The 20,490-nt window shown below is 69.6% G+C and carries 13 protein-coding genes; 12 read left to right on the top strand and 1 reads right to left on the bottom strand.

The window, feature by feature from the left end; translation table 11 throughout:
* Positions 1-170 precede the first annotated feature (170 nt).
* From ACWDYJ_RS15045 to ACWDYJ_RS14990, 12 genes are all read left to right on the top strand, one after another.
* Complete coding sequence (locus ACWDYJ_RS15045; RefSeq protein WP_451565960.1) at positions 171-1,418, top strand: tryptophan 2,3-dioxygenase; 1,248 nt, start codon at positions 171-173, stop codon at positions 1,416-1,418.
* Complete coding sequence (locus ACWDYJ_RS15040; protein ID WP_451565959.1) at positions 1,418-2,269, top strand: hypothetical protein; 852 nt, start codon at positions 1,418-1,420, stop codon at positions 2,267-2,269. The genes ACWDYJ_RS15045 and ACWDYJ_RS15040 overlap by 1 nt, the downstream gene beginning before the upstream one ends.
* Positions 2,266-6,684, top strand: coding sequence for an amino acid adenylation domain-containing protein (locus ACWDYJ_RS15035; RefSeq protein ID WP_451565958.1), 4,419 nt, complete (start codon positions 2,266-2,268; stop codon positions 6,682-6,684). Before ACWDYJ_RS15040 ends, ACWDYJ_RS15035 begins: the two co-directional genes overlap by 4 nt.
* A complete protein-coding gene (locus ACWDYJ_RS15030) occupies positions 6,567-11,183 on the top strand; it encodes a condensation domain-containing protein (protein ID WP_451565957.1) in 4,617 nt (1,538 codons plus the stop codon). Before ACWDYJ_RS15035 ends, ACWDYJ_RS15030 begins: the two co-directional genes overlap by 118 nt.
* Positions 11,180-12,760, top strand: coding sequence for a GNAT family N-acetyltransferase (locus ACWDYJ_RS15025; protein WP_451565956.1), 1,581 nt, complete (start codon positions 11,180-11,182; stop codon positions 12,758-12,760). The genes ACWDYJ_RS15030 and ACWDYJ_RS15025 overlap by 4 nt, the downstream gene beginning before the upstream one ends.
* A gap of 58 nt (positions 12,761-12,818) precedes the next feature.
* On the top strand, positions 12,819-14,129 hold the full coding sequence (locus tag ACWDYJ_RS15020; protein ID WP_451565955.1) for an MFS transporter: 1,311 nt from the start codon (positions 12,819-12,821) through the stop codon (positions 14,127-14,129).
* 171 nt (positions 14,130-14,300) lie between these two features.
* A complete protein-coding gene (locus tag ACWDYJ_RS15015) occupies positions 14,301-15,644 on the top strand; it encodes a class I adenylate-forming enzyme family protein (RefSeq protein WP_451565954.1) in 1,344 nt (447 codons plus the stop codon).
* Positions 15,641-16,408 (top strand): SDR family NAD(P)-dependent oxidoreductase, encoded by a 768-nt coding sequence (locus ACWDYJ_RS15010; protein WP_451565953.1) that lies wholly within the window; start codon positions 15,641-15,643, stop codon positions 16,406-16,408. Before ACWDYJ_RS15015 ends, ACWDYJ_RS15010 begins: the two co-directional genes overlap by 4 nt.
* Positions 16,402-16,668, top strand: coding sequence for a phosphopantetheine-binding protein (locus tag ACWDYJ_RS15005; protein WP_451565952.1), 267 nt, complete (start codon positions 16,402-16,404; stop codon positions 16,666-16,668). The genes ACWDYJ_RS15010 and ACWDYJ_RS15005 overlap by 7 nt, the downstream gene beginning before the upstream one ends.
* Positions 16,669-16,719: 51 nt before the next feature.
* Positions 16,720-17,460 (top strand): thioesterase II family protein, encoded by a 741-nt coding sequence (locus ACWDYJ_RS15000; protein ID WP_451565951.1) that lies wholly within the window; start codon positions 16,720-16,722, stop codon positions 17,458-17,460.
* On the top strand, positions 17,460-17,918 hold the full coding sequence (locus ACWDYJ_RS14995) for a hypothetical protein (RefSeq protein WP_451565950.1): 459 nt from the start codon (positions 17,460-17,462) through the stop codon (positions 17,916-17,918). The genes ACWDYJ_RS15000 and ACWDYJ_RS14995 overlap by 1 nt, the downstream gene beginning before the upstream one ends.
* Positions 17,919-18,196: 278 nt before the next feature.
* Positions 18,197-18,952: a thioesterase II family protein gene (locus tag ACWDYJ_RS14990; RefSeq protein WP_451565949.1), complete on the top strand. Its 756-nt coding sequence runs from the start codon at positions 18,197-18,199 to the stop codon at positions 18,950-18,952.
* Here ACWDYJ_RS14990 and ACWDYJ_RS14985 read toward each other — a convergent pair.
* The gene (locus ACWDYJ_RS14985) at positions 18,931-20,472 is read right to left on the bottom strand and encodes an NCS1 family nucleobase:cation symporter-1 (protein ID WP_451565948.1); all 1,542 of its coding nucleotides are present in this window, start codon (positions 20,470-20,472) and stop codon (positions 18,931-18,933) included. The two genes, ACWDYJ_RS14990 and ACWDYJ_RS14985, sit on opposite strands and share 22 nt — an antisense overlap.
* Positions 20,473-20,490: the final 18 nt, after the last annotated feature.

Below are 20,490 nucleotides of genomic sequence, written 5' to 3'. Positions count from 1 at the left end.
AGAGACAATCTCGGTCAACATAGTTAAGGTGAACCGATCAAGGAACCCCACACTGATGGTGCGATGCCCGCTTACGTGCGTGTCATCTGTCGCGTCGCCCACACGGGGAAATTTCCTAGGAACTTACCTGACACTCTTGTCGCTGCAAGACCATGCACGGGGGATTCTGTATGCATTTCGACGAAGGAGAATTCGGCCTCCCCGGACTCTTGCTGATGGAGCTTGATTCTTGGCGGCAGTCGCCGCGGGCCGACGAATTTCCCTCTTCCCGGGTCGTGCGCTACATCAGATCCGTCGGCAAGCACTTTCTCGCGGCGCCCGTGGTCGAGGCGCTCGTCCGGGTTCGCGCCGGCCAATCCGAGATCGTCGGCGACGACGCAAGCCGCGATCACCTGCGGCGATTCCTCTCCGTGGTGCTGGACAAGCACGACGGGACCTACGACTACACCACCTACACGGCCCTTGACCTGCTGCGCCCGCGGAACGCCGAGTCGCTTCCGGCTTTCGAGGACGAGGTCGGCACTCGAATAGCTTTCCTTCTCTACGATGCCCTGGCATTCGAATGCGGTGCGGCGCTCGGATATCGCTCCCAGTTGCCGTGCATGCGACCGTCCCGGGAAGCCGTGGAAAAACGGTTGCGGCACGGGCTCCGTGTCGCGACCGGAATGGACACGCTGAGCGGAAAACCGATCACGCCGAAGGTGTCCTGTCTTCAGGAGCGATTCGATCAGCTCATCGATGTACTCGAAGGAGCGCCGCCCGGGATGACTCCCAGGCTGGAGGAGACCCTTCTGCCGGTCTACATCATTCACGATGAATATCTCTTCATCCGAGTGCTCCAGTCATTCGAGTCGATATTCGAGCATCTGGCCCGATTGGCCTCGGAGGCAATCGTCAGGCTCGAAGCCCGGGACACGGAAGAAGCGATCCTTCTGCTTTCCTCGATCGCCGGGGTGCTGAATCACGGGCTGCCGCTCTTCTCCCTGCTCGCCACGATGCAGCGCGAGTCGTTCGAGTTCTTCAGGAAGTTCACCGAGGGTGCCAGCGCCATCCAGTCGGTCAACTACAAGACGTTCGAAGCCCTGTGCGGCACGCCCCCGCCGGCGCGCGTCGAGTCCGCCGCCTTCCAGTCCGTTCCCGAGGTGCGCGGCCGCGTCCTGCAGAGCATGACCACCGTGCGCGGGGCGGTGGACGCCCTGATCGCGAGCGGTGCTCACGACGCGGAGGTCGAAGCGCGCCTGACCCGGGCGATGGCGCACATCGAAGCCGTCCACCAACGCTGGAAGCGAACCCACTACCGGCTGGCCGTCCGCATGATCGGTTCGGTCAGCGGCACGGGCTACACCGCCGGCACCCCCTACTTGAGATCCGTCATCGACAACAAGCTGTTCCGCCGAGCTGAGGAGACCACGCACTAATGGCACGACGCATCGAAGAAGGCCGGCCGGGCGAGGCCAAGGCGGTTCTCAACCCCTCCGAGCCCAACCCGCTCCTGCGTTTCGAGTACGACCGCGGCAGCAACTACGAGATGGACACCCGGATCACCCTCGCGATGGCCGCGCTGGTCCCCGAGGCCGAACTGATCAACTCCGATCACCGGATGTTCCAGATCGTCCACCTGGTCAACGAGTACGTGTGGTGCTCGATGCACCACGAACTGGGGCGCGTGGCCGGGGCTCTCGACAACGACGACTTCGCACTGGCCGCCAAGCTCCTCGCCCGGACGAACGGACTGGCGGAACTGCCCGTCCAGTGTGTCCGGCTGCTGATGGACTTCCTGCCCCAGGCGAGCTTCCTGCGCATGCGCGACCACCTTCCGGCGAACACCAGCGGACTGGACTCGCCGGGCGGACGCAACCTGCGCCGGGTCTGCCGGGCGGTGTGGAAGTCGTTCGAAGCCGCCATGAAGCGCAACGGCGTGACGTCCAAGGACCTGATCGAGGAGGTCGCGCGAGAGGGCGGCGCGGCGCCCGCCGCGTGGCTGAGCGGGCTTTCGGCGGTACAGAGCGGACTCCACGCACTCGACTGCAACCTCATGGAGTGGAACCAGCTCCACCTGCGTCTGGTCCGTCAGCACCTGGGCGGTCACCCGGCGGCGCGTACCGAGCCGACTTCCGCGGCCGCCGCCGCGGACGGCCCGACCAGCCTGCGCGGTGAACCCGTGAACGAGCTCGAGAAGCTGTCCGAGCGGTCCGTCTTCCCGCTTCTGTGGAAGAGCGTCGACGACGCCTACCGGCAGGCGACCCCGGACCGGACCACGCAGATATGAGCACCGTCGTCACCGCCGGAGCCGAGCAGCTCGACCTCTGGCTGGCCGCGAGCCAGGATCCGGAATCCTCCCGCTACAACGTTCCCGTCTGCCTGAAGTTCCAGGGCCGGGTCGACGAAGCAGCCGTACGAGCGGCGCTCGTCCGGCTGCACGAGCGCCATCCTGCACTGCGTTCGTCGTTCCGGACGGACGACGACGGGGCGGTGAAGCAGATCGTCGCCGAGCGCGTCGAGCCGTCCCTCAGGGTCGTGCGATCCGGCGAGGACCTCGACGACGCGCGCAGGACGGCCTGGGCCGAGCAGGTCGGGCTCCGGCCCCTCGACATGTCGACGCCCGGCCTTCTGCGATCCGATCTCCTGCTGGAGCCCGGTGGAGCCGTACTGGTCATGACGGGCCACCACATCGTCCTCGACGCCGCTTCGGTCGATCTCCTCGTGGACGATCTCTGCTCGTTCTACGAGGAGTCGATCGAGCCGCGGTCGGGTCGGGCCGAGGAGAGCCGGCAGGACGGCGAGGAGCCGAGCGGGCAGCCGGCGGAGGACCTCGACTACTGGCTCGGCCTTCTCCACGAGTCGTCCGAGATGCTGGAGCCCCTTCCCGACCTGGTCCGCGGCGTGCGACCGTCGTCCGTGGGATGCGAGGAGGCGTCGATCACCGGCGAGTCGGTGGCGGCCCTGCGGGCGCACTTCGAGTCCGCCCTGGTCTCACCGGCGATCGGGGTCCTCGCGGCGTGGACCGCGGTCCTCCACCAGTGGAGCGGACAGGCCGAGGGTCTCCTGGGCATCCCGTTCAGCGGGCGGTTCGGTTCGGGCGGTGACGACACCGTAGGCCTCATCGCGCGCGTGCTCCCGGTGAGGTCGTCCTTCGCCCCGGCGACGCCGTGGATCGACCATCTGACCGCCGTCCGCGGCCAGGTGATCGCGTCCTTCGAGCACTCGAGCGTGGACACCGGCATCCTCCGTGCGGAGCTCGCGGCGAAGGGACGGCGGTACCCCACTTTCCGGGCCACCTTCACGCATCGCACCGAGCCCGACGTCAGACACTTGTGCTCCGGTACCACCGTCACACGGGTCGACGTGCGACTCGGCGCTGTGAAACACGACGTGGCGCTCATGGCGATCGAAGGCAACGACGGCCTCACGCTGAAGCTGGACTACGACGCCGGTATCTATCGGCGGTCGACCGCCCGGTCGATGCTCGACCAGCTTGTCGGCCTCCTCCTCGCCGCCGCGGCCAGCCCGTCGACGCGCATGGGCGCCCTCCTGCTGGAATCCGACGCCGCCACCGCACTCGCGGACGACGCCGGGGCCCGGGTCCCCCACCCGAGCATCACTCCGCCGGAGATGGTCGTCGACGCCGCGAAGTCCGATCCGGACCGCACCGCGGTGGTCCACGGCACGCAATCGCTCACCTACGGTGAGCTGGTCGCAGCGTCCGCTCAGGTCGCCCGATGGCTCCTGGAAGACGATCACCACGCCTCGCGTTCCGGGCCGGAGCCCGAGGAACTCGTGGCGGTCCTGCTCTCCGAGGGCATCGACGCCGTCGTCGCCTTCCTCGGCATCGCCCTGGCGGGCAAGGCGTACCTTCCGCTGGAGCCCGGGTATCCCGACGAGAAGCTCGAGTCGATCCTCCGGGACTCCGGCGTCCGCCGGGTCCTCACCTCACCCGACGGCGTTGAGCGCATCTCACGCCTCGGCCACGTGGCGCACTCCATCACCGACGTGCGAGCTGCCGCCTCCGGCCTCCCGGCCGTCCCGCCCCCCGTCGGGCTCCACCCCGACATGCTCCTCAACGTGCTGTACACGTCCGGATCGACCGGACGGCCCAAGGGCGTGATGCTGTCGCACCTGGGCGTCTCCCGGTTGATGCGGGGCGACGGCTACGTCCGGCTCGAACCGGACGACAGGATCGCCCACTTGTCCCCGTTGAACTTCGACGGCGCGACCTACGAGATCTGGGGTGCGCTGACCCACGGCGCCCGCCTGGTGATCCTCGATCGCCAGCTGGCGCTCTCACCCGCCGCGCTTCGCGACGCCATCGCGGAACACGGCGTGACCATGCTCATGGTCACCACTCCCCTGTTCCACAACCTCGTCACCGAGGCTCCCGATCTCTTCCAACACCTCCGGGTGATGGTCTTCGGCGGTGACACGGCCGCGATCCCGCAGGTGGCGCGCGCCGTGAAGTGGTGCGGTCCCGGCGTGCTGCTGCACGGCTACGGCCCGACCGAGAACTCCTTCACGTCGATGTTCACCAAGGTCGACGCGGTGGAGGACGGGAGCCGCACGCTCTCGATCGGCCGCTGCGTCCCGGGAACGGAGGCGTACGTCGTCCACGAGGGGACCTTCGACCTCGCTCCCGTGGGATGCCCCGGCGAGTTGCTGCTCGGCGGCGTCGGTCTTGCCCGCGGTTACCTCGGCGACCCGCGTCGTACGGCCGAGGCCTTCGTGCCGGATCCGTTCAGCGGCCGGCCGGGCCGCCGTCTCTACCGAACGGGCGACCGAGTGCGCCTGTTGCCCAGCGGTGAGATCGAGTTCGTCGGGCGCATGGACGAGCAGGTGAAGATCCGCAGTCAGCGCATCGAGCTCGGAGAGGTCCGGTCGGCTCTGCTCGCCGATCCCGCGGTCCGCGCCTGTCACGTTACGACCTGGCGCAATCCGCGCGACGAGAAGGAGATCGCGGCCTACCTGGTGATGCGGTCGGGCGGCACCTGGCAGGACGTGCGATCCCGGATGGCCTCGGTCCTCCCGGACTTCGCCCTGCCGACCGCCTGGGCGGAACTGGACGAACTCCCGCTCAACGCCAACGGCAAGGTCGACTGGCGCCGGCTGCCCGCTCCGCGCCGCCCCGGGTCACGGCCGGCCACCGTCCGGCCGGCGGTCGCACGGCACGGCCTCGACGCGGTTCGGGCCGCGTGGTGCGAAGTGCTCGGCGAGGTCCCGGCGGACGACGACGTGAACTTCTTCGAAGCCGGAGGCCATTCACTTCTGCTGGTGCGCCTCCAGGCCATGCTGAAACGGCACGCCGGCCTGGAGCTGAGCGTCGCCGAACTGCTCAGGTTCACCTCTGTCCGCGCCCAGGCGGCACGGCTGGGGAGCCCGGACGGGCTTCCACAAGCCGCCCCGGCCGCTGTCCCCGCTGACGCCGATGAGCCGATCGCCATCATCGGCGTCGCCGGACGCTTCGCCCTCGCGCCGGACGTGTACGCCTTCTGGGACAACCTGCGGGACGCCCGCGACTGCGTCGCGGGCGCGGACAAACCGGCGGTCGCGCTCGGCGACGGCCGGCTGCGCATCGATCGCTGGGGCCTGCTCGACACGGCACGCGCGTTCGACGCCGAGCTCTTCCGGCTGTCTCCGGTCGAGGCGCGTGCGACCGACCCGCAGCACGGGCTGCTCCACGAATGCCTGTGGGCGGCCATGGAGAACGCCGCGGTCACGTTGGACCAGCTGCGGGGGCGCACCAGTATCTACGCGGGCTGCGCGGAGACCGAGGCACAGGAACCACTCGGCGAGGGCTCCCTCGCGGAAGGGCTTTCCCAGGCCTTCTCCTCCAGGCCCTCCTTCGCCGCCACCCGGTACTCCTACCGTCACGATTTCCAGGGCGAGAGCGTCATGGTCGACACGGCCTGCTCGACGTCCCTGGTGGCGGTTCACCTGGCCTGCGCGAGCCTGCGGTCCGGCTCCAGCGACTACGCCTTCGCGGGCGGGGTGTCGATCGCCGACCCGGCGAACGGCGGATACGTCTACGAACCCGGCATGATCTACGCCACGGACGGTGTGTGCCGGCCCTTCGACGTCCGCGCCACCGGAACGGTGGGCGGAGACGGCGCCGGCGTCGTCCTCCTCAAGAGGCTCTCCGACGCGCTCCGTGACGGGGACCCCGTCCACGCCACGATCGTCGGCTCGGCGATCAACAACGACGGCAACCGGAAGGCCGGTTACACCGCGCCCGGAGCGGACGGCCAGGTGGGCGTGTTCCGAAACGCGCTGCGGTTCGCGGGCCGTGACGCCGGCCACCTCGGATTCGTCGAGACCCACGGCACGGGCACCCGGCTGGGAGACGCGGTGGAGGCGACGGCGCTGGGCGAGGTCGTCGGGGAGCGGGCCGCTCCGCTGCCCGTCAGCTCGGTGAAGTCCGCGATCGGCCACTGCAACACGGCAGCCGGTATCGCCGGCCTGCTCACCGCGGTCTACGCGCTGCGGGAGAAGGTCCTTCCGGGCACGGTCAATTCCGGACAGCCGATCGAGGAGCTCACGCGGAACGGGAGCCTTCGCCTGCTCACCGCGAACGAGGAGTGGCCGGCCGGGGACGCACCGCGGCTCGCCGGGGTGAGTTCGTTCGGGATCGGCGGTACCAATGCCTGCGTGCTCGTGGAGGAATTCATCGAGCCGACTGGGGGGACCCATCAGTGACTGCACAGAACAGGGTTGAACCGCCCTTCATCCTTCCTCTCTCCGCACGGAGCGGGGCGGCCTTGACGCACACCTCGAACGGTCTCGCGGGCTTCTTGGAAGACCGGTGGGACACCGGCCTGGAGGACGCGGCGCACACGCTCGTCCACGGTCGGGAGAGGTTCGAGCACCGCCTCGCCGTGCTCGCCGATGACACGGAATCCGCGGCGGCCCTGCTCCGGCACCCGACGGCCCCCTCGGTCGGCGTCCGGACGGGCGTGGCCGCCGAAGGCGAGTGCCGTACGGTCTTCGCCTTCACCGGTCAGGGAGGCCAGTACACCGGCATGGCGGCGGGCGCGTATGCCGCCTACCCCGAGTTCCGGGAGTGGATCGACCGGGCTCACACGCTGCTGGACGGCCTGATGCCGTATCCGCTCCTGGACTGCCTGTTCGACGCGGGCAGGGCGGCTCAACTGGGCCGCACCGACGTCGCGGCCCCCGCGCTGCTCGCCGTGCAGTTCGGTCTGGTGCGCGTGCTCGGTCGGTACGGCATCCGTCCCGACGCGGTCCTGGGGCACAGCGTGGGCGAGTTCGCCGCCGCGGCGGTCGCGGGAGCGGTGTCCGAGGAGGACGCGCTCATGCTGGTCGCCGAGCGCGGCAGGCTGATGGTCGGGAAGACCGAGCCGGGCACCATGCTGTCGGTCCGCTGTCGCCCCGGTTCCGCCTGGGACACCGGCAGGGTGGCCCGGCTGGTCGCTGACGAACCCCTGGTGGCGGTCGCCGCGGTCAACAGTCCCCGCGATCTGGTGCTGAGCGGTGATCGGCGGTCCCTGGAGCGGATCGAGGAGGTGCTGGGCGGTGAGGGCGTGCGGACGCGCCGGCTGTCGGTCTCGCACGCGTTCCACTCCCCGCTCCTCGATCCGATGGCGGACGACTTCCACCGGGAAGCGCAAGCGATCACCTGGTCAGCTCCCACCTCCGCCGCGTGGTTCAGTTGTTCCGCCGGCCTGATGGACGCGGCACCCGATGCCGCGCACTGGCGGGAGCACCTGCTCCAGCCGGTGGAGTTCTGGGACGCCCTGTCCCAGGTGTGCGCCGCGGGAAGCCCGACCGTCCTGGTGGAGATCGGCCCGCACCCCACGCTCCTCCAACTCGCCGGGCAACTGGCCGACCCGCCGGCCCTGGTGCCGACGCTCGACCGTGAGCGCGACGCGGCCGTCGCCGTGGCGGGAGCCGCGGCGCAGGCATGGTGCCTGGGCGTCCCCGCAGACCTCACCGGCGGAGTGTCCGGCCGCAGGATTCATCTGCCGGGTTACGGATTCGACCGGCGGATCCATTCGGAGCGGCCGGCACCGAAGCCGAGCACGACCAGGAGCCCGGCTCCGGCCGTCGAGCCGACCGCCGGCCGGCCTTCGGCACGTGACGTGCTCGAAGGCATCTGGACGGACCTGCTGGCCATCACACCCGACGAGTGCGCCTCCTTCGTCGAGGCCGGCGGAGACTCGCTGGCCCTGCTGCGGCTGCGGCAACGCCTCGAAGCGGAACTGGGCACCGCACCGGCGCTGGGTGATCTGCTGGACGCCGGGACCTTCGCGGCCATGCTCGCGCTGCTGCCCGACGACACGGGAGCGCCCTCCTCCACGGTCCCGGCTCCGGCCGCCCCGTCGGCGGCGACCGTCTACCGGCCGTCCCTGGCCCAGCAGCGGATGCTGTTCGTGGACCTGATGCAGGACGACTCCAACCAGCACAACGTCACGCTCGCGGTGGACATCGCCGGACGGGTGGATCCGGCCGCGATGCGGGCGGCCTTCACCGACGCCCAGCGCCGTCACTCCGGACTGCGCACCGTGTTCCACCAGAGGGGCGGGCAGTTCGAGACCGAGATCCTCGACGAGCCGGGCGTGGAGCTCTCCGTGCTCGACACGGCGCTCGCCTCGGAGCGGGGGACGCTCCGTCCGCTGGCCGGGGACGACGACGTCCGGCAATGGGTGCGCGAGCTGGGCGAGCCTCCCCTGCGCTGCTTCGCCCAGCCGCCCGTACGCGCGACGCTGATCCTCGGCCCGGCGCGGAGCCTGCTGGTGATCACGGTTCACCACGCGGTGACCGACGCGACGTCCATGGGTGTCATGGTCGAAGACCTGGCGCAGGACTACCACCGCCGGCGGGCAGGGGACGACGCGCCGGCCGTGGCCGACCCGCACCAGTTCCACGACGTCCTCGCCGATCTGGAGCTGGCCCAGCAGAGCGACACGGCGCGCAGCAGCGCCTACTGGCGGGAACAGCTCGAAGGCGCGCCGGACCTGGTGCCCCTTCCCACCGACCGTCCCCGGCCCGAAGTGCGGGCGGGTACCGGCGCGATGTGGGGTCGCGACCTGGACCCCGAGCTGGCGTCGCGGGTCCGCGCGCTGTCCGCCGAGCTGAACGCCACGCCGTTCAGCACCATGCTGGCCGCCTACGCGGTCCTGCTGCGCCACCACAGCGGCGCGGACGACATGGCGATCGCCACACCGGTCACCAGCCGGTCCACCGAGGCGTCGCAGCGGGTTTTCGGGCTGCTGCTGAACACCTTGGTGCTCAGGGTGAGGCTCGGCCACGACGACTCGTTCGCCTCCTTGACGAGGACCGTGAGCGCGACGGTACTCGAAGGGATCCAGCACTCGGCGTTCCCGTTCGACAGGCTGGTCGCCGAGCTGAATCCGAAACGGGACCCCGGCCGCACTCCTCTGTTCTCCGTGATGTTCGCGATGCCGGTGGACTTCCCCCTGCCGTCCTTCGACGGCATGTCCAGCCGGCCGGTGGAACTGCCGGGCATCGGCGCGAAGTTCGATCTGACCCTGTACGTCACCCCGGCGGCGGACGGCGGTCTGCATCTGGACCTGGAATACGACCCGGCGCTCTTCGACGAGGCGACGATCCGGCAGTGGGGCGCCGACTACGTGCGGCTACTGGAAGCCGTGGTGGCCGATCCCGGCATCCGGCCGTCCCTGCCCGAGGCCGAGGCCTCCGTGGCGATCGCCACCACGACGGAAGGTGTGAACATGGCGGAAGGCGGCGACCGGCCGCTCAGCGATCTCGAACGCTATGTCGCGGACGTGTGGTCCGAGACACTGAAGATCGACGTCGACGGCCCGGGGGACGACTTCTTCGAGATCGGCGGCCACTCCCTGCAGGTGCTGACCTGCCTGGTCGAGGTCCAGGAGCGTTACCCCGACGCCACCATCCAGGACTTCTTCGCGTACCCCACCGTGGAGCAGTTCGCGGCCAGGCTGGCCGAACTGGACGCGGAGGTGCCCGCGCCCGCCGTCGAGGAGACGGCCGGCCGGAGCGAGGACGTCCCCGTGGCGCGGCCGATCCGGCACACCCCGGCGAAGGCGGCCGATGGCGGTGAGGTTCTCCTCACCGGCGCGACGGGTTTCCTCGGCGTGCACGTGCTGGCCGCGCTGCTGCGCGAGCCCGGCCGTCACGTGGCGTGCGTGGTGCGGCGGAGCGGTGAGGTCCCGGCCGTGGACCGGCTCGCGAAGGCGGTCGCGTACTACGTACCGGACGTCCTTTCCGAGCTGCCGGACCGCGTGCGGATCATCGAGGGCGACCTCAGCACGATCAGCGCCGACGAGCTGGCAGGTGCCACCGAAGGGGTCCAGGAGGTCATCCACGCCGCTGCCGAGGTGCGCCACTTCGGACGCGATGACCACTATTCCGCGAACAACATCGCCCCGACCGCCATGCTCGCCGCTCTGGCCCTGGCCCGCGGCTGGCGCATGGCTCACATGTCCACGCTGTCCGCCGTCGGCCCGGCGTCCGGGGACGGGCCGCTGGTCACCCTGCGAGAGGACGACTTCGACCGGGGCGAGGAGTTCGACAGCCCCTACGCCCGGTCGAAGTACGAGGCCGAACTGGTCGTCAGGAAGGCCATCGCCGAAGGGCTGGACGCGACGGTGCACCGGGTGGGGACGCTGGTCGGCAACACCAGGACCGGAACCTTCCTTCCCGATCCGAGCGTGAACATGATGTACCAGATCCTGCGGGTGATCCTCAGCTGCGGCCTCGTCCCCTCGGCGCCGGGGTGGGGCATGGACCTGACCCCCGTCGACTTCGCGGCCGACGCGATCCTGGAGCTTTCGCGGAACCCGGCCAATTCGGGCCGTACCTTCCACGTCTGCAACCCGGTGAATCTCCCCTCGTCCGATCTCGCGGTGATCCTGCGCGACCTCGGCTATGCCGTGATCCCCGCCGCCCCGGAGGCGGTGGGGCGTTGGCTGGGACGGCAGGAAGCCGACGCGATCGACTCCAACGCCTTCGCGTTCCTGGCCCAGTTCCTCAAGCCGGTGTCGACCCTGGTCGAGTACGACGCGCAGGCCACGTCGTCGGCCCTCGGGGATCTGTGCTGCCCCAGGCCGGACACGGCCCTGCTGCGCACCCTTCTGGGCCACGGCATCGAAACAGGCTTCTTCCCGAAGTCGCGGCTCTGGGACTTCGCGACCCGCCCTCAAACCCCGAACGTGCTTGGAGTAACACAGTGATCTATGACGTCGCCGTCAACGACGAAGGCCAGTACTCGACCTGGCCGGCCGACCGGGAGCTGCCCGACGGCTGGAAGCCGACCGGATTCCAGGGCGCCAAGGAGGAATGCCTCAGCCATATCGAGGAGGTGTGGACCGACCTGAAGCCGCTGTCCGTGCGCCGGCTCATCGAACCGGTGACCAACTCGCTCAGGACGGCGCGCCTGACCCTGCGGGAGCTGACGCCCGCTCAGGTGGCCGTGCTCCTCGACGAGAACGCCACCTCCGATGAGTGGGTCGCCGACTACCCGCTGCCCAGCAGCAAGTACCCCGCCATGGGCTTCGGGCGCCGGACCGCCGACCAGATGAGGCACGGGTTCGGCATGTACCACCTCGTCCGCGACTCGGACGGCCTGGTGATCGGCGAGATGGGCTTCCACCAGCCGCCGAACGACGGTGTCGTCGAAGTCGGATTCGGCCTCCCGGAGTCCTGCCGCGGTGCGGGCTACGCCACCGAGGCCCTGGCCGAGCTCACCCGCTGGGCGTTCACCCAGACGGGGGTCGACCAGGTCGTGGCTCGCACGCTGGACTCGAACGTGCCCTCCCAGGGCGTGCTGACCCGGACGGGCTTCAAACACGTCGGCCGTGACGGGGACTACGAGCGCTTCGTCCTCGTCGCGGCGGATCTCGCGCCCGTCTCCGGGCCCCTCGGCCTCGACGACGAGGGCCGCGCCGTGGTCACCGAGGTGTCCGAGGCACGCCTGACGGGTGAGCGGCGCCATGAGCTGGTCTTCGTGCCCGGGAGCGACCCGCTGATCCGGTCGATCCGCGAGGACGGCCACACCCTGGCCTTCGTCCAGTGCGGTGCCCTGAACGGCGTCGACGACAAGGACAACCACTTCCTGAACATCGTGGTGCGCCCGGAAGCCGCACGCCGCGGCCTGGCCTCGCGCCTGCTCTCCGAGGCACGCGTCTTCGCCCGTGAAGAGGGCAAGACCGGCCTGATCGCCGCCACCGCCGACGAGGACGAGATCTCCGGCGCCTGGATGCGCAAGCACGGGTTCGAGGTGATCGGCCTGCACAGCGTGAGCAAGCGGACGCCCGACGCCCCGACCGCCGATGCTCCCGCCCACCTGACCGTCGAACCGGTGGACAAGGCCGACGCCGCGGCCGTCGAGGAGCTCGTCGCCCTCGCGATGCTGACCTTCGCCGAGGCGGTGCTGCCCGGCGGCGTGAAGCTCAAGCCGGAACCGGAGACGGTGCGGCAGGTCCTCCTCGGAGATGGCGACGGCCTGCTGTTCATCTGCCGTCAGGACGGGCGCGCCGTCGGCTGGCTCGCGTCGGACCCGGTCCGGGACGGCGCCGTGAACCTGTTGGACTCCCAGACGCTCGCCGACTGCGCCGGCAACGACGTGCCGGAGGCGCTGCTCGCCGCGCTGGCCCGATGGGCGGACCAGGAACAGATCACGGTGACCGCCATCATCGCGGCGAAGGGGCAGCTCGAACTCGCGGCGGCCCTCCCCCGGTTCGGCTTCGAGCGCATGGACGGCAGGACGATCTGGCGGCTCGCCGTGGACACCGCCGCTCCCCAGGCCTGAACGTCTCCGCCGGCGCATGAGCACCGGCCGTTCCCCGTCGAATCGAAAGATGCGTCACATGTCTTCCACCAAGCAACATCCGCTCCGCGTGATCGGCCTCCTTCCACGCCGTGCTCAGGCGCTGCTGGTCGCCAACGCGGTGAACTCCTTCGGCGCGGGCCTGGTCATGCCCTTCTTGCTGATCTACTTCCGCGACATCCGCGGCCTGGACATCCGTATCGGCCCCGCCGCCATCGCCGTCACCGGCCTCTTCTCGTTCGGCTCCGGACTGGTCTGGGGCCACCTGCTGGACAAATTCAGCTACCGGATCGTGATGCCGACCGTCATGATCATTGCCGGTGTCGGCACCGGCCTCTACGCCATCGCCGACCGCCCGTGGATCGCACTGGCCGTCTCGGCCCTGTACGGCCTCGGCATGGGCGGGGTGGGCACGGTCACCAAGACGATGTTCGCCACGGTGGTCCCGAAGGAACACCGCACGCTGACCTTCGGCCTCGAATTCACCCTCTTCAACGCGTTCGTCGGACTCGGAGTCCTGGTCGGCGGCTTCGCCGCCGCGGGAACCCTGGGCAGCTACCAGCTGCTCTACCTGGGTGACGGGCTCTCCTTCCTCATCACCGCGGCGGCCTTCGTGTTCCTCCTGCCGAAGACCGCGGAGAAGCGGGACCACCCGGCCGAAGCCGACGCACCCAAGGCCTCCTACCGGTCCGTCCTGCGTATCCCCGCGCTCATGCTCGCCCTGCTCAGCATGCTGCTGTGCGCGACCGTCTCACTCAGCCAGTTCCAGTCCGCGCTGCCCGGCTATGTCACCCTCAACGACGCGGTCACGCCTCGCGGGATCTCGGTGGCCTTCATCGCGAACGTAGTGGTGATCGTCGTCGCCCAGTTCCTGCTCATGCCGCGGCTGACCGGCATGCGCAGGAGCACGCTGATCTCGGCGTCGGGCGTCCTCTCGGCGGCCAGCTGGGTGTGCGTCTTCTTCGCGGGCCTGACCTCCGGGACGGCCGCGCTGGTGGTGCTCATCGCCGGTGTCGCGATCTTCTCGGTGGCCGAGGTCATCGTGATCCCGATCGTCGCCGCCCTCATCAACGGCCTGGTCACCGACGAGGTTCGCGGGCGTACCAACGCCCTGTTCTCCTTCGTCATCTCCGGAGGGATGATCCTGGGCCCGCTGACCACGACCGCTCTCCTCGACATCGACCACGGCAGGGTCCTGATCGTGGTGCTGGCGGTCGGCAGCCTGCTCGTCCCCGTGGCGGCCTTCAAGCTCCGTCGAAGCCTTTCGGACGAGCACGACCGCCCCGCGGAGGAGGCCGGGACGGCGGCCGAGGCCGTGCCGGACGACGAGCTGGCCGCCGCCAAGGCCTGATCGAGGCCCCGAAGCCGCAGCTGACGTGACCCCGAACGGCAAGCTCGCTGCGGCCTCTCGGCCGGCACCCACGCCGAACGGTCCCCCCACGAGCCGGACGTGGAGGCCTCGCCAGGCCCATCGCGTTTTTGAACGAAGGGAACAGTTGATGACGAGCGCAACGAGGAAACCGTGACCAGTTCACTGATCGATCGATTCCGTGCCTTCGAAGACAGGGACGCCCTCATCGTCGAGGGAGTCCGGTACACGTACGCGGCGCTGGCGCGGCGCGTCCGCGACTGGCAGGCATACCTCGACGAGCACGATGTCGGCGCCGGCCAGGTGGTCGCCCTGGAAGGCGCCTGTGATGTCGACGTGTGCGCCGCGTTCGTCGCACTGGCCGACAGGGGGGCGATCATCGTCCCGCTGCCGCGGTCCTCGGACGCCAAGCGCGCGGAGTACCACGAGACCGCCGAGGTGGAAGTGGCCATCACCGTGGGCGGCGAGACGGGACGCGCCGTCGAGCGGACCGGCCCGCGGGCTACGCACGCACTCCACGGACGTCTGCGGGACGCCGGGACACCGGGCCTGGTGCTCTTCAGCTCGGGAACCACGGGGCGCAGCAAGGCCATCGTGCTCGACCTGGGCACGATGCTCGCGAAGTACGGCGAGCCGTCGCGTGCCCGGCGCACCCTGGGCTTCCTCAGCATCGACCACATCGGCGGGATCAACACCCTGCTGCACACCCTGAACCACGGCGGCACCCTGGTCACGGTCTGCGACCGCAGGCCCGACACGGTGTGCTCGGCGATCGCCGCCTTCGGCGTCGAGGTCCTTCCCACCACGCCGACGTTCCTCAACATGCTGCTCATCTCGCATGCTCACGAACAGCACGACCTGACGTCGCTGGAACTGATCACCTACGGCACCGAGCCCATGCCCCAGCGCACGCTCGAGCTGCTGAACCAGGCGCTGCCGTCGGTGCGGTTCAAGCAGACGTACGGCCTTTCGGAGCTCGGCATCATGGCGACCAAGTCGAAGGGCGACGGGAGTCTGTGGGTCAAGCTCGGCGGCGCGGGGTTCGACTACCGGATCGTCGAGGGAATCCTCTGGGTGCGCTCCGAGACGGCCATGCTCGGCTACCTCAACGCGCCCGCCCCGTTCGACGGTGACGGCTTCTTCAACACCCAGGACGTCGTCGAGACCGACGGCGACTACGTACGGATTCTCGGCCGCGCCACCGAATTGATCAATGTGGCGGGAGAGAAGGTCTACCCGAGCGAGGTCGAGAACGTTCTGCTCGAAATTCCGAACATCGCCGAAGCCACGGTCTCCGGCAGGCCCAGCCACGTGACAGGAATGGTGGTGAAAGCCACCGTGAAATTGGTCAGCCCCGCGGACGCGCGTGAAGTCGCCCGCCAGGTTCGCGAGTACTGCGGCCGAAGGCTGGAAGCGTACAAAGTGCCGGTCGTCGTGGAAGTCTCCGACGCCGACCAGCACTCCGACCGGTTCAAGAAGGTGCGCACTCCCGCATGACAGAGAATCTCAGCACAGCAGTGGAGAAGGGCGTCGGCGAAGGACGGGTGGCCGTCGTCAGCGGGGGCAGCCGGGGGCTGGGACGCGTCCTGGTCGAACGCCTGCTCGCCGACGGCTGGCGTGTCGCCACGTTCAGCCGCTCCACCTCCGAATTCATCGCCGAATCGAGCGCGGCCCACCCGGAATCCTTCTACTGGGAGGCCCTCGACCTGGGCGAGCCCGCGACGGCGCGGACCTTCGTCCGCAACGTCCACCGTGTGTTCGGCAGGCTGGACCTGCTCGTGAACAACGCGGGCCTGGTGCGCGAGGAACTGCTCTTCACCATGCCGCCGAAGGCGATCGAGGCGCAGATCACCGCCAACCTGGTCGCCCCCATCATGCTGACCCAGGCGTGCGCGCGGCTGATGACCCGCCAGGGCGGCGGGAACATCGTCAGCATCTCGTCCATCAACGCCGTCCGCGGCTACCGGGGCGTCTCGGTCTACGCGGCGGCCAAAGCGGGTCTCGACGGGTTCACCCGGAGCCTGGCCCGTGAACTCGGCGGCCACGGCATCCGCGTCAATTCGGTTGTGCCCGGCTATTTCGACAGCGCGATGACCGCGGAGATGCCCGCCGCGTACCGCGAACGCATCGAGCGCCGGACCCCCCTCGGCAGACTGGCCTCGGCGGACGACATCGCCGACGCCGTTCTCTACCTCAGCTCCCCCCGGGCGGAATTCGTCACCGGGCAATCCATGGTCATTGACGGAGGTCTCACATGCTGAACGCACAAGGGTCGATCGAGGCCGAAATCCTTCGCCTGCTGCAAGGCGCGGGCGGGGAAATATCCACGATTTCCCTGACGAGCGACCTGGTCGGGCTCGGCCTCACCTCGCTCATGTTCGCCGAGCTGCTCATCGGCATGGAGATGGAGCTCGGAGTGGACCCCTTCCAGGGCGAGACCTCGATCGTCGAGATGCGGACGGTCGGCGACCTGGTCACCGCCTATGACGCTGCGCTCAGCGCAGAGTCCGCACGAGGGTGAGGTAGCGAGACCTTGAGTATCTGCGTTCTCCGCGGCCGATCGACCACCGCCGTGGAACCCGCTGAACTGACCTTGATCCTCCTGCACCACGCGGGAGGATCGGCGGGGAGCTTCGTACCTCTCCTTCCCCACCTCCCCGAGAACTGGCGGATCCTGGTCCCGGAGCTGCCGGCGCGAGCGACCGCGCCCAAGCAGCCGGTCTGCCCGAGCGTCGAGAGCGCGGTGGACTCGTTCGCCGAGGCCCTGGCCGGAGAACTGTCCGGACCCTACGCGGTCTTCGGCCACTGCCTCGGAGCGCTGATCGCCTACGAGCTCGTCCAGGACCTCGCGAAGCGGGGGCACCGGCCGCTGTGGGTCGGTGTGTCAGGAAGCCCGGCGCCACAGCTCGTCGTCCCGGAGCCCGCCAACGGCCGGCCCGAGGACTGGACACGCGACCAGTACGTCGACTACATGCGCTGGCTGGGCGCCACCCCCGAGGAGTTGTGGAACAACACCGTCCTGGCGGACCGCATGATAGCCGCGCTTCGCAACGACCTCATCGTGAACCACGGATACCGGTATGGGGGCCACGCACCCTTGACCTCTCCGCTCTCCGTCATGAGGGGAGACTCCGATCCGCTGGTCAGTGCCGAGGAGATGCGGGCCTGGTCCGATCACGCGGGCGCCACGGATTTCCGCACGTGGCCCGGGGACCATTTCTACCTCTTCGACCGCGCGCCCGAGGTGTGCGCCCGGATCGTCGGCGCGATCGCCGAAGCAGTCGCACCAGCCGAGATGACGGGGGTTCGTTGATGGCGACCAGATCTGCCCGCGCCGTATGGCGGGGCCCGTTGTTCGGTGAACAGCCGCAGGATGCCGGGGAGGGTTCGGTCTCCCTCGACTCGGTGGGCTCCGGCCTGCGGATGCGATGGAGCAGCAGGATCTCCGAGCCTGCCGGGGAGAGCACCCCGGAGGAGCTCGTGGCGGCTGCGCTGGCCATGGACTACGCGCAGTGCCTCACCCACAAGCTCGAAGAGCGCGGCCACCTCGCCCGCGAACTCGATGTCGAAGCCACGCTCCACCTGGACCTCGTCGAACCCGGCCGCCACTCCCTCACCTCGGGCTCCCTGACTGTCCGAGGAGTGGCAGACCTGCCCCTCGCCCTGTTCCAGGACCTCTCCCTGATCGCCCACAAGGAGTGCTTCCTCGTCATAGCGCTGGACCTTCCCATTTCGGTCCGGGCGACCCTGTCCGGCCCGCGCGACGCGTAGGCCCCACACCGGAGCCTCGGGCTCCGCCGCTTCACCGCGCACGTCGGTCGGCCGGACCCGGCGTGGCCGACCCGTGCCTCGGAGCCGCGGACGACATCGCGGACACGGGTCGGCCTCGGCACTCCCGGACCGGGCGGCCACGCCGGGTCCGGGAGCCCGTCCGGTCCCGATCACCGGGGACGAGCAGGGAACGTCCGGCCCGCGGCTCGGCCGCTCTCCCCGGCAGACCGCGTGAACACGTACAACCCGACAGACCCGACGACGAGGTGCACACGAGCATGACCATCGGCATGGACAGCGACACGTGGTTCCGCAGGTACTCCGCGACGGCCACACCCCGACGCCGCCTGGTGCTCCTGCCGCACGCGGGCGGCTCCGCGAGCTTCTTCCACTCCTGGGGTCGGGCCTTCGGCGGCGACACGGAGGTCCTGGTCGCGAAGTACCCCGGTCGGCACGAGCGGCTGGCTGACCCCTTCATCGACAGCATGGACATGCTCGCCGACCAGGTCACCGCGGCGCTGCTGCCCTTCGCGGACGTACCCCTGACGCTTTTCGGCCACAGCATGGGGGCTTCGCTGGCCTACGAGGTGGTGCGGCGTCTGGAGAAGCGGCACGCCGTCCGGCCCGCCGCCCTCCACGTGTCCGGTCGCGAGGCCCCGCACCGGCTGACCCGCCGTACGCTCTACCAGGAGGAGGACGCGGCGCTGATCGCCGAACTGCGCAGGCTCGGCGGGACCGACTCCGCTCTCCTGGACGACCCGGACGTCCAGGAGTTCGTACTGCCGGCGCTCCGGGCGGACCTCACCATCGTGGACTGCTACGGTCCGCGCCCCGCCACCCCGGTCGGTTGCCCCGTCCACGCCTGGGTCGGCGACACGGACCCGTGCACCTCCGCGTCGGAGATGAAGGCCTGGGCCGATGTCGCGCCCTGCGGATTCCAGCTGAGGGTCCTGCCCGGCGGCCACTTCTACCTGGTCGAACAGCACGACGCGGTGGTGCGCGCGCTCTCGGCTCAGCTGGTCACCGCGGGCTGACGAGGGACGCGGCCCCCGCCTGCCATCAGGACCGCATACACGACGAGTGACGCACCCAGTCCGACGGCCCAGCCGTAGTCGGCGAGCGGCTTGAGGAAGGGAATGAGGCCGTCCGCCGGGAAGGGGCCCTTGCCCGGGGCCGAGTGCGAGCCGCCGACCGCCAGGACGCCGCCGACGGCGAAGGCCACGACGGCGGCCGGGTTCCAACCGCCCTTGTACCAGTAGGGCCCGCCAGGCCGGTAGAGCCCGGCCAGGTCGAGGACGGTGCGGCGGATGATCCAGTAGTCGGCGATGAGGATGCCGGCCACCGTGCCGAGGAGTCCGCCCACCAGGCCGAGCCAGGTGAAGATGTACAGCTCGGGGGTCGCGGTGAGCTTCCACGGCATGATGACGACGCCCACCACGCCGGTGATCAGCGCGCCGGTACGGAAGTTGATCAGTTTGGGCGCGAGGTGGGCGAGGTCGTACGCGGGTGAGACGACGTTCGCCGCGATGTTCACCGAGATCGTGGCGACGAGCACGGTCACCAGCGCGAAGAGCAGCCCGAAGACGTTGTCGGTCTTCGCGGCGAGCGCGACCGGGTCCCAGACGGGCGCCCCGTACACCGCCTGGGATCCGGAGGTGACGAAGACGGAGAGGAGGGCGAACAGCGTCATGGTGGTCGGCAGGCCGAGCGTCTGCCCCCGGATTTGGGCCCGCTGTCCGGCCCCGAAGCGGGTGAAGTCCGGGATGTTGAGGGAGAGGGTCGCCCAGAAGGCGATCATTCCCATGAGGGAGGGGAAGAAGACCGGCCAGAATTCGGCGCCCCAGCCCAACTTCGACGGCTGGTCCAGGAGCGGGCCGAATCCGCCCGCCTTCACCACGATCCACACCAGCAGCACGAGGGCCCCGACGATGACGAAGGGCGCGGCCCAGTTCTCGAAGCGTCGCAGCGCCTCCATCCCCCGGTAGATGATGGCCAGTTCGAGCATCCAGAAGAACAGGAAGCAGAGCCAGAGCGTCCACGGCTGACCGCCGACCTCGCCGGCCTGCGCCCATCCTCCGAAGACCTTGTCCAGCAGGATGAAGATGCCCTGCCCGCCGATCCAGGTCTGGATGCCGAACCAGGCGCAGGCGACACCCGCGCGGATCAGTGCGGGCAGATTGGCGCCGCGCAGCCCGAACGACGCCCGGGCCAGGACGGGGAAGGGTATGCCGTACTTGGGTCCGGCGTGCCCGGTCAACAGCATCGGCAGCAGGACGATGATGTTGGCCAGGGCGATGGTGAAGACCGCCTGCTTCCAGTCCATACCGAGCGCGACCAGGCCCGAAGCCAGCAGCCAGGACGGGATGTTGTGGGCCATGCCGACCCAGAGCGCGGCGAAGTTGTACGTCGTCCAGCGGCGCCGCGCGACCGGGACGGGCAGCAGGTCGTCATTGACGAACCGGCCGTCCGCGGGGACCGCGCCGGGCGCGAGCTCGACACGGCCGCGCGGGTCGGATATCTGGCCGGGCGGGCCTATGGGGGCGGTGGCGGTCATGGCGGTGGAACCCTTCGT

The organism is Streptomyces sp. NPDC003042 (genome assembly GCF_053591315.1).
The sequence above is the reverse complement of the archived record's forward strand: the minus strand, read 5'-3'. Positions and strand labels throughout refer to the sequence as shown.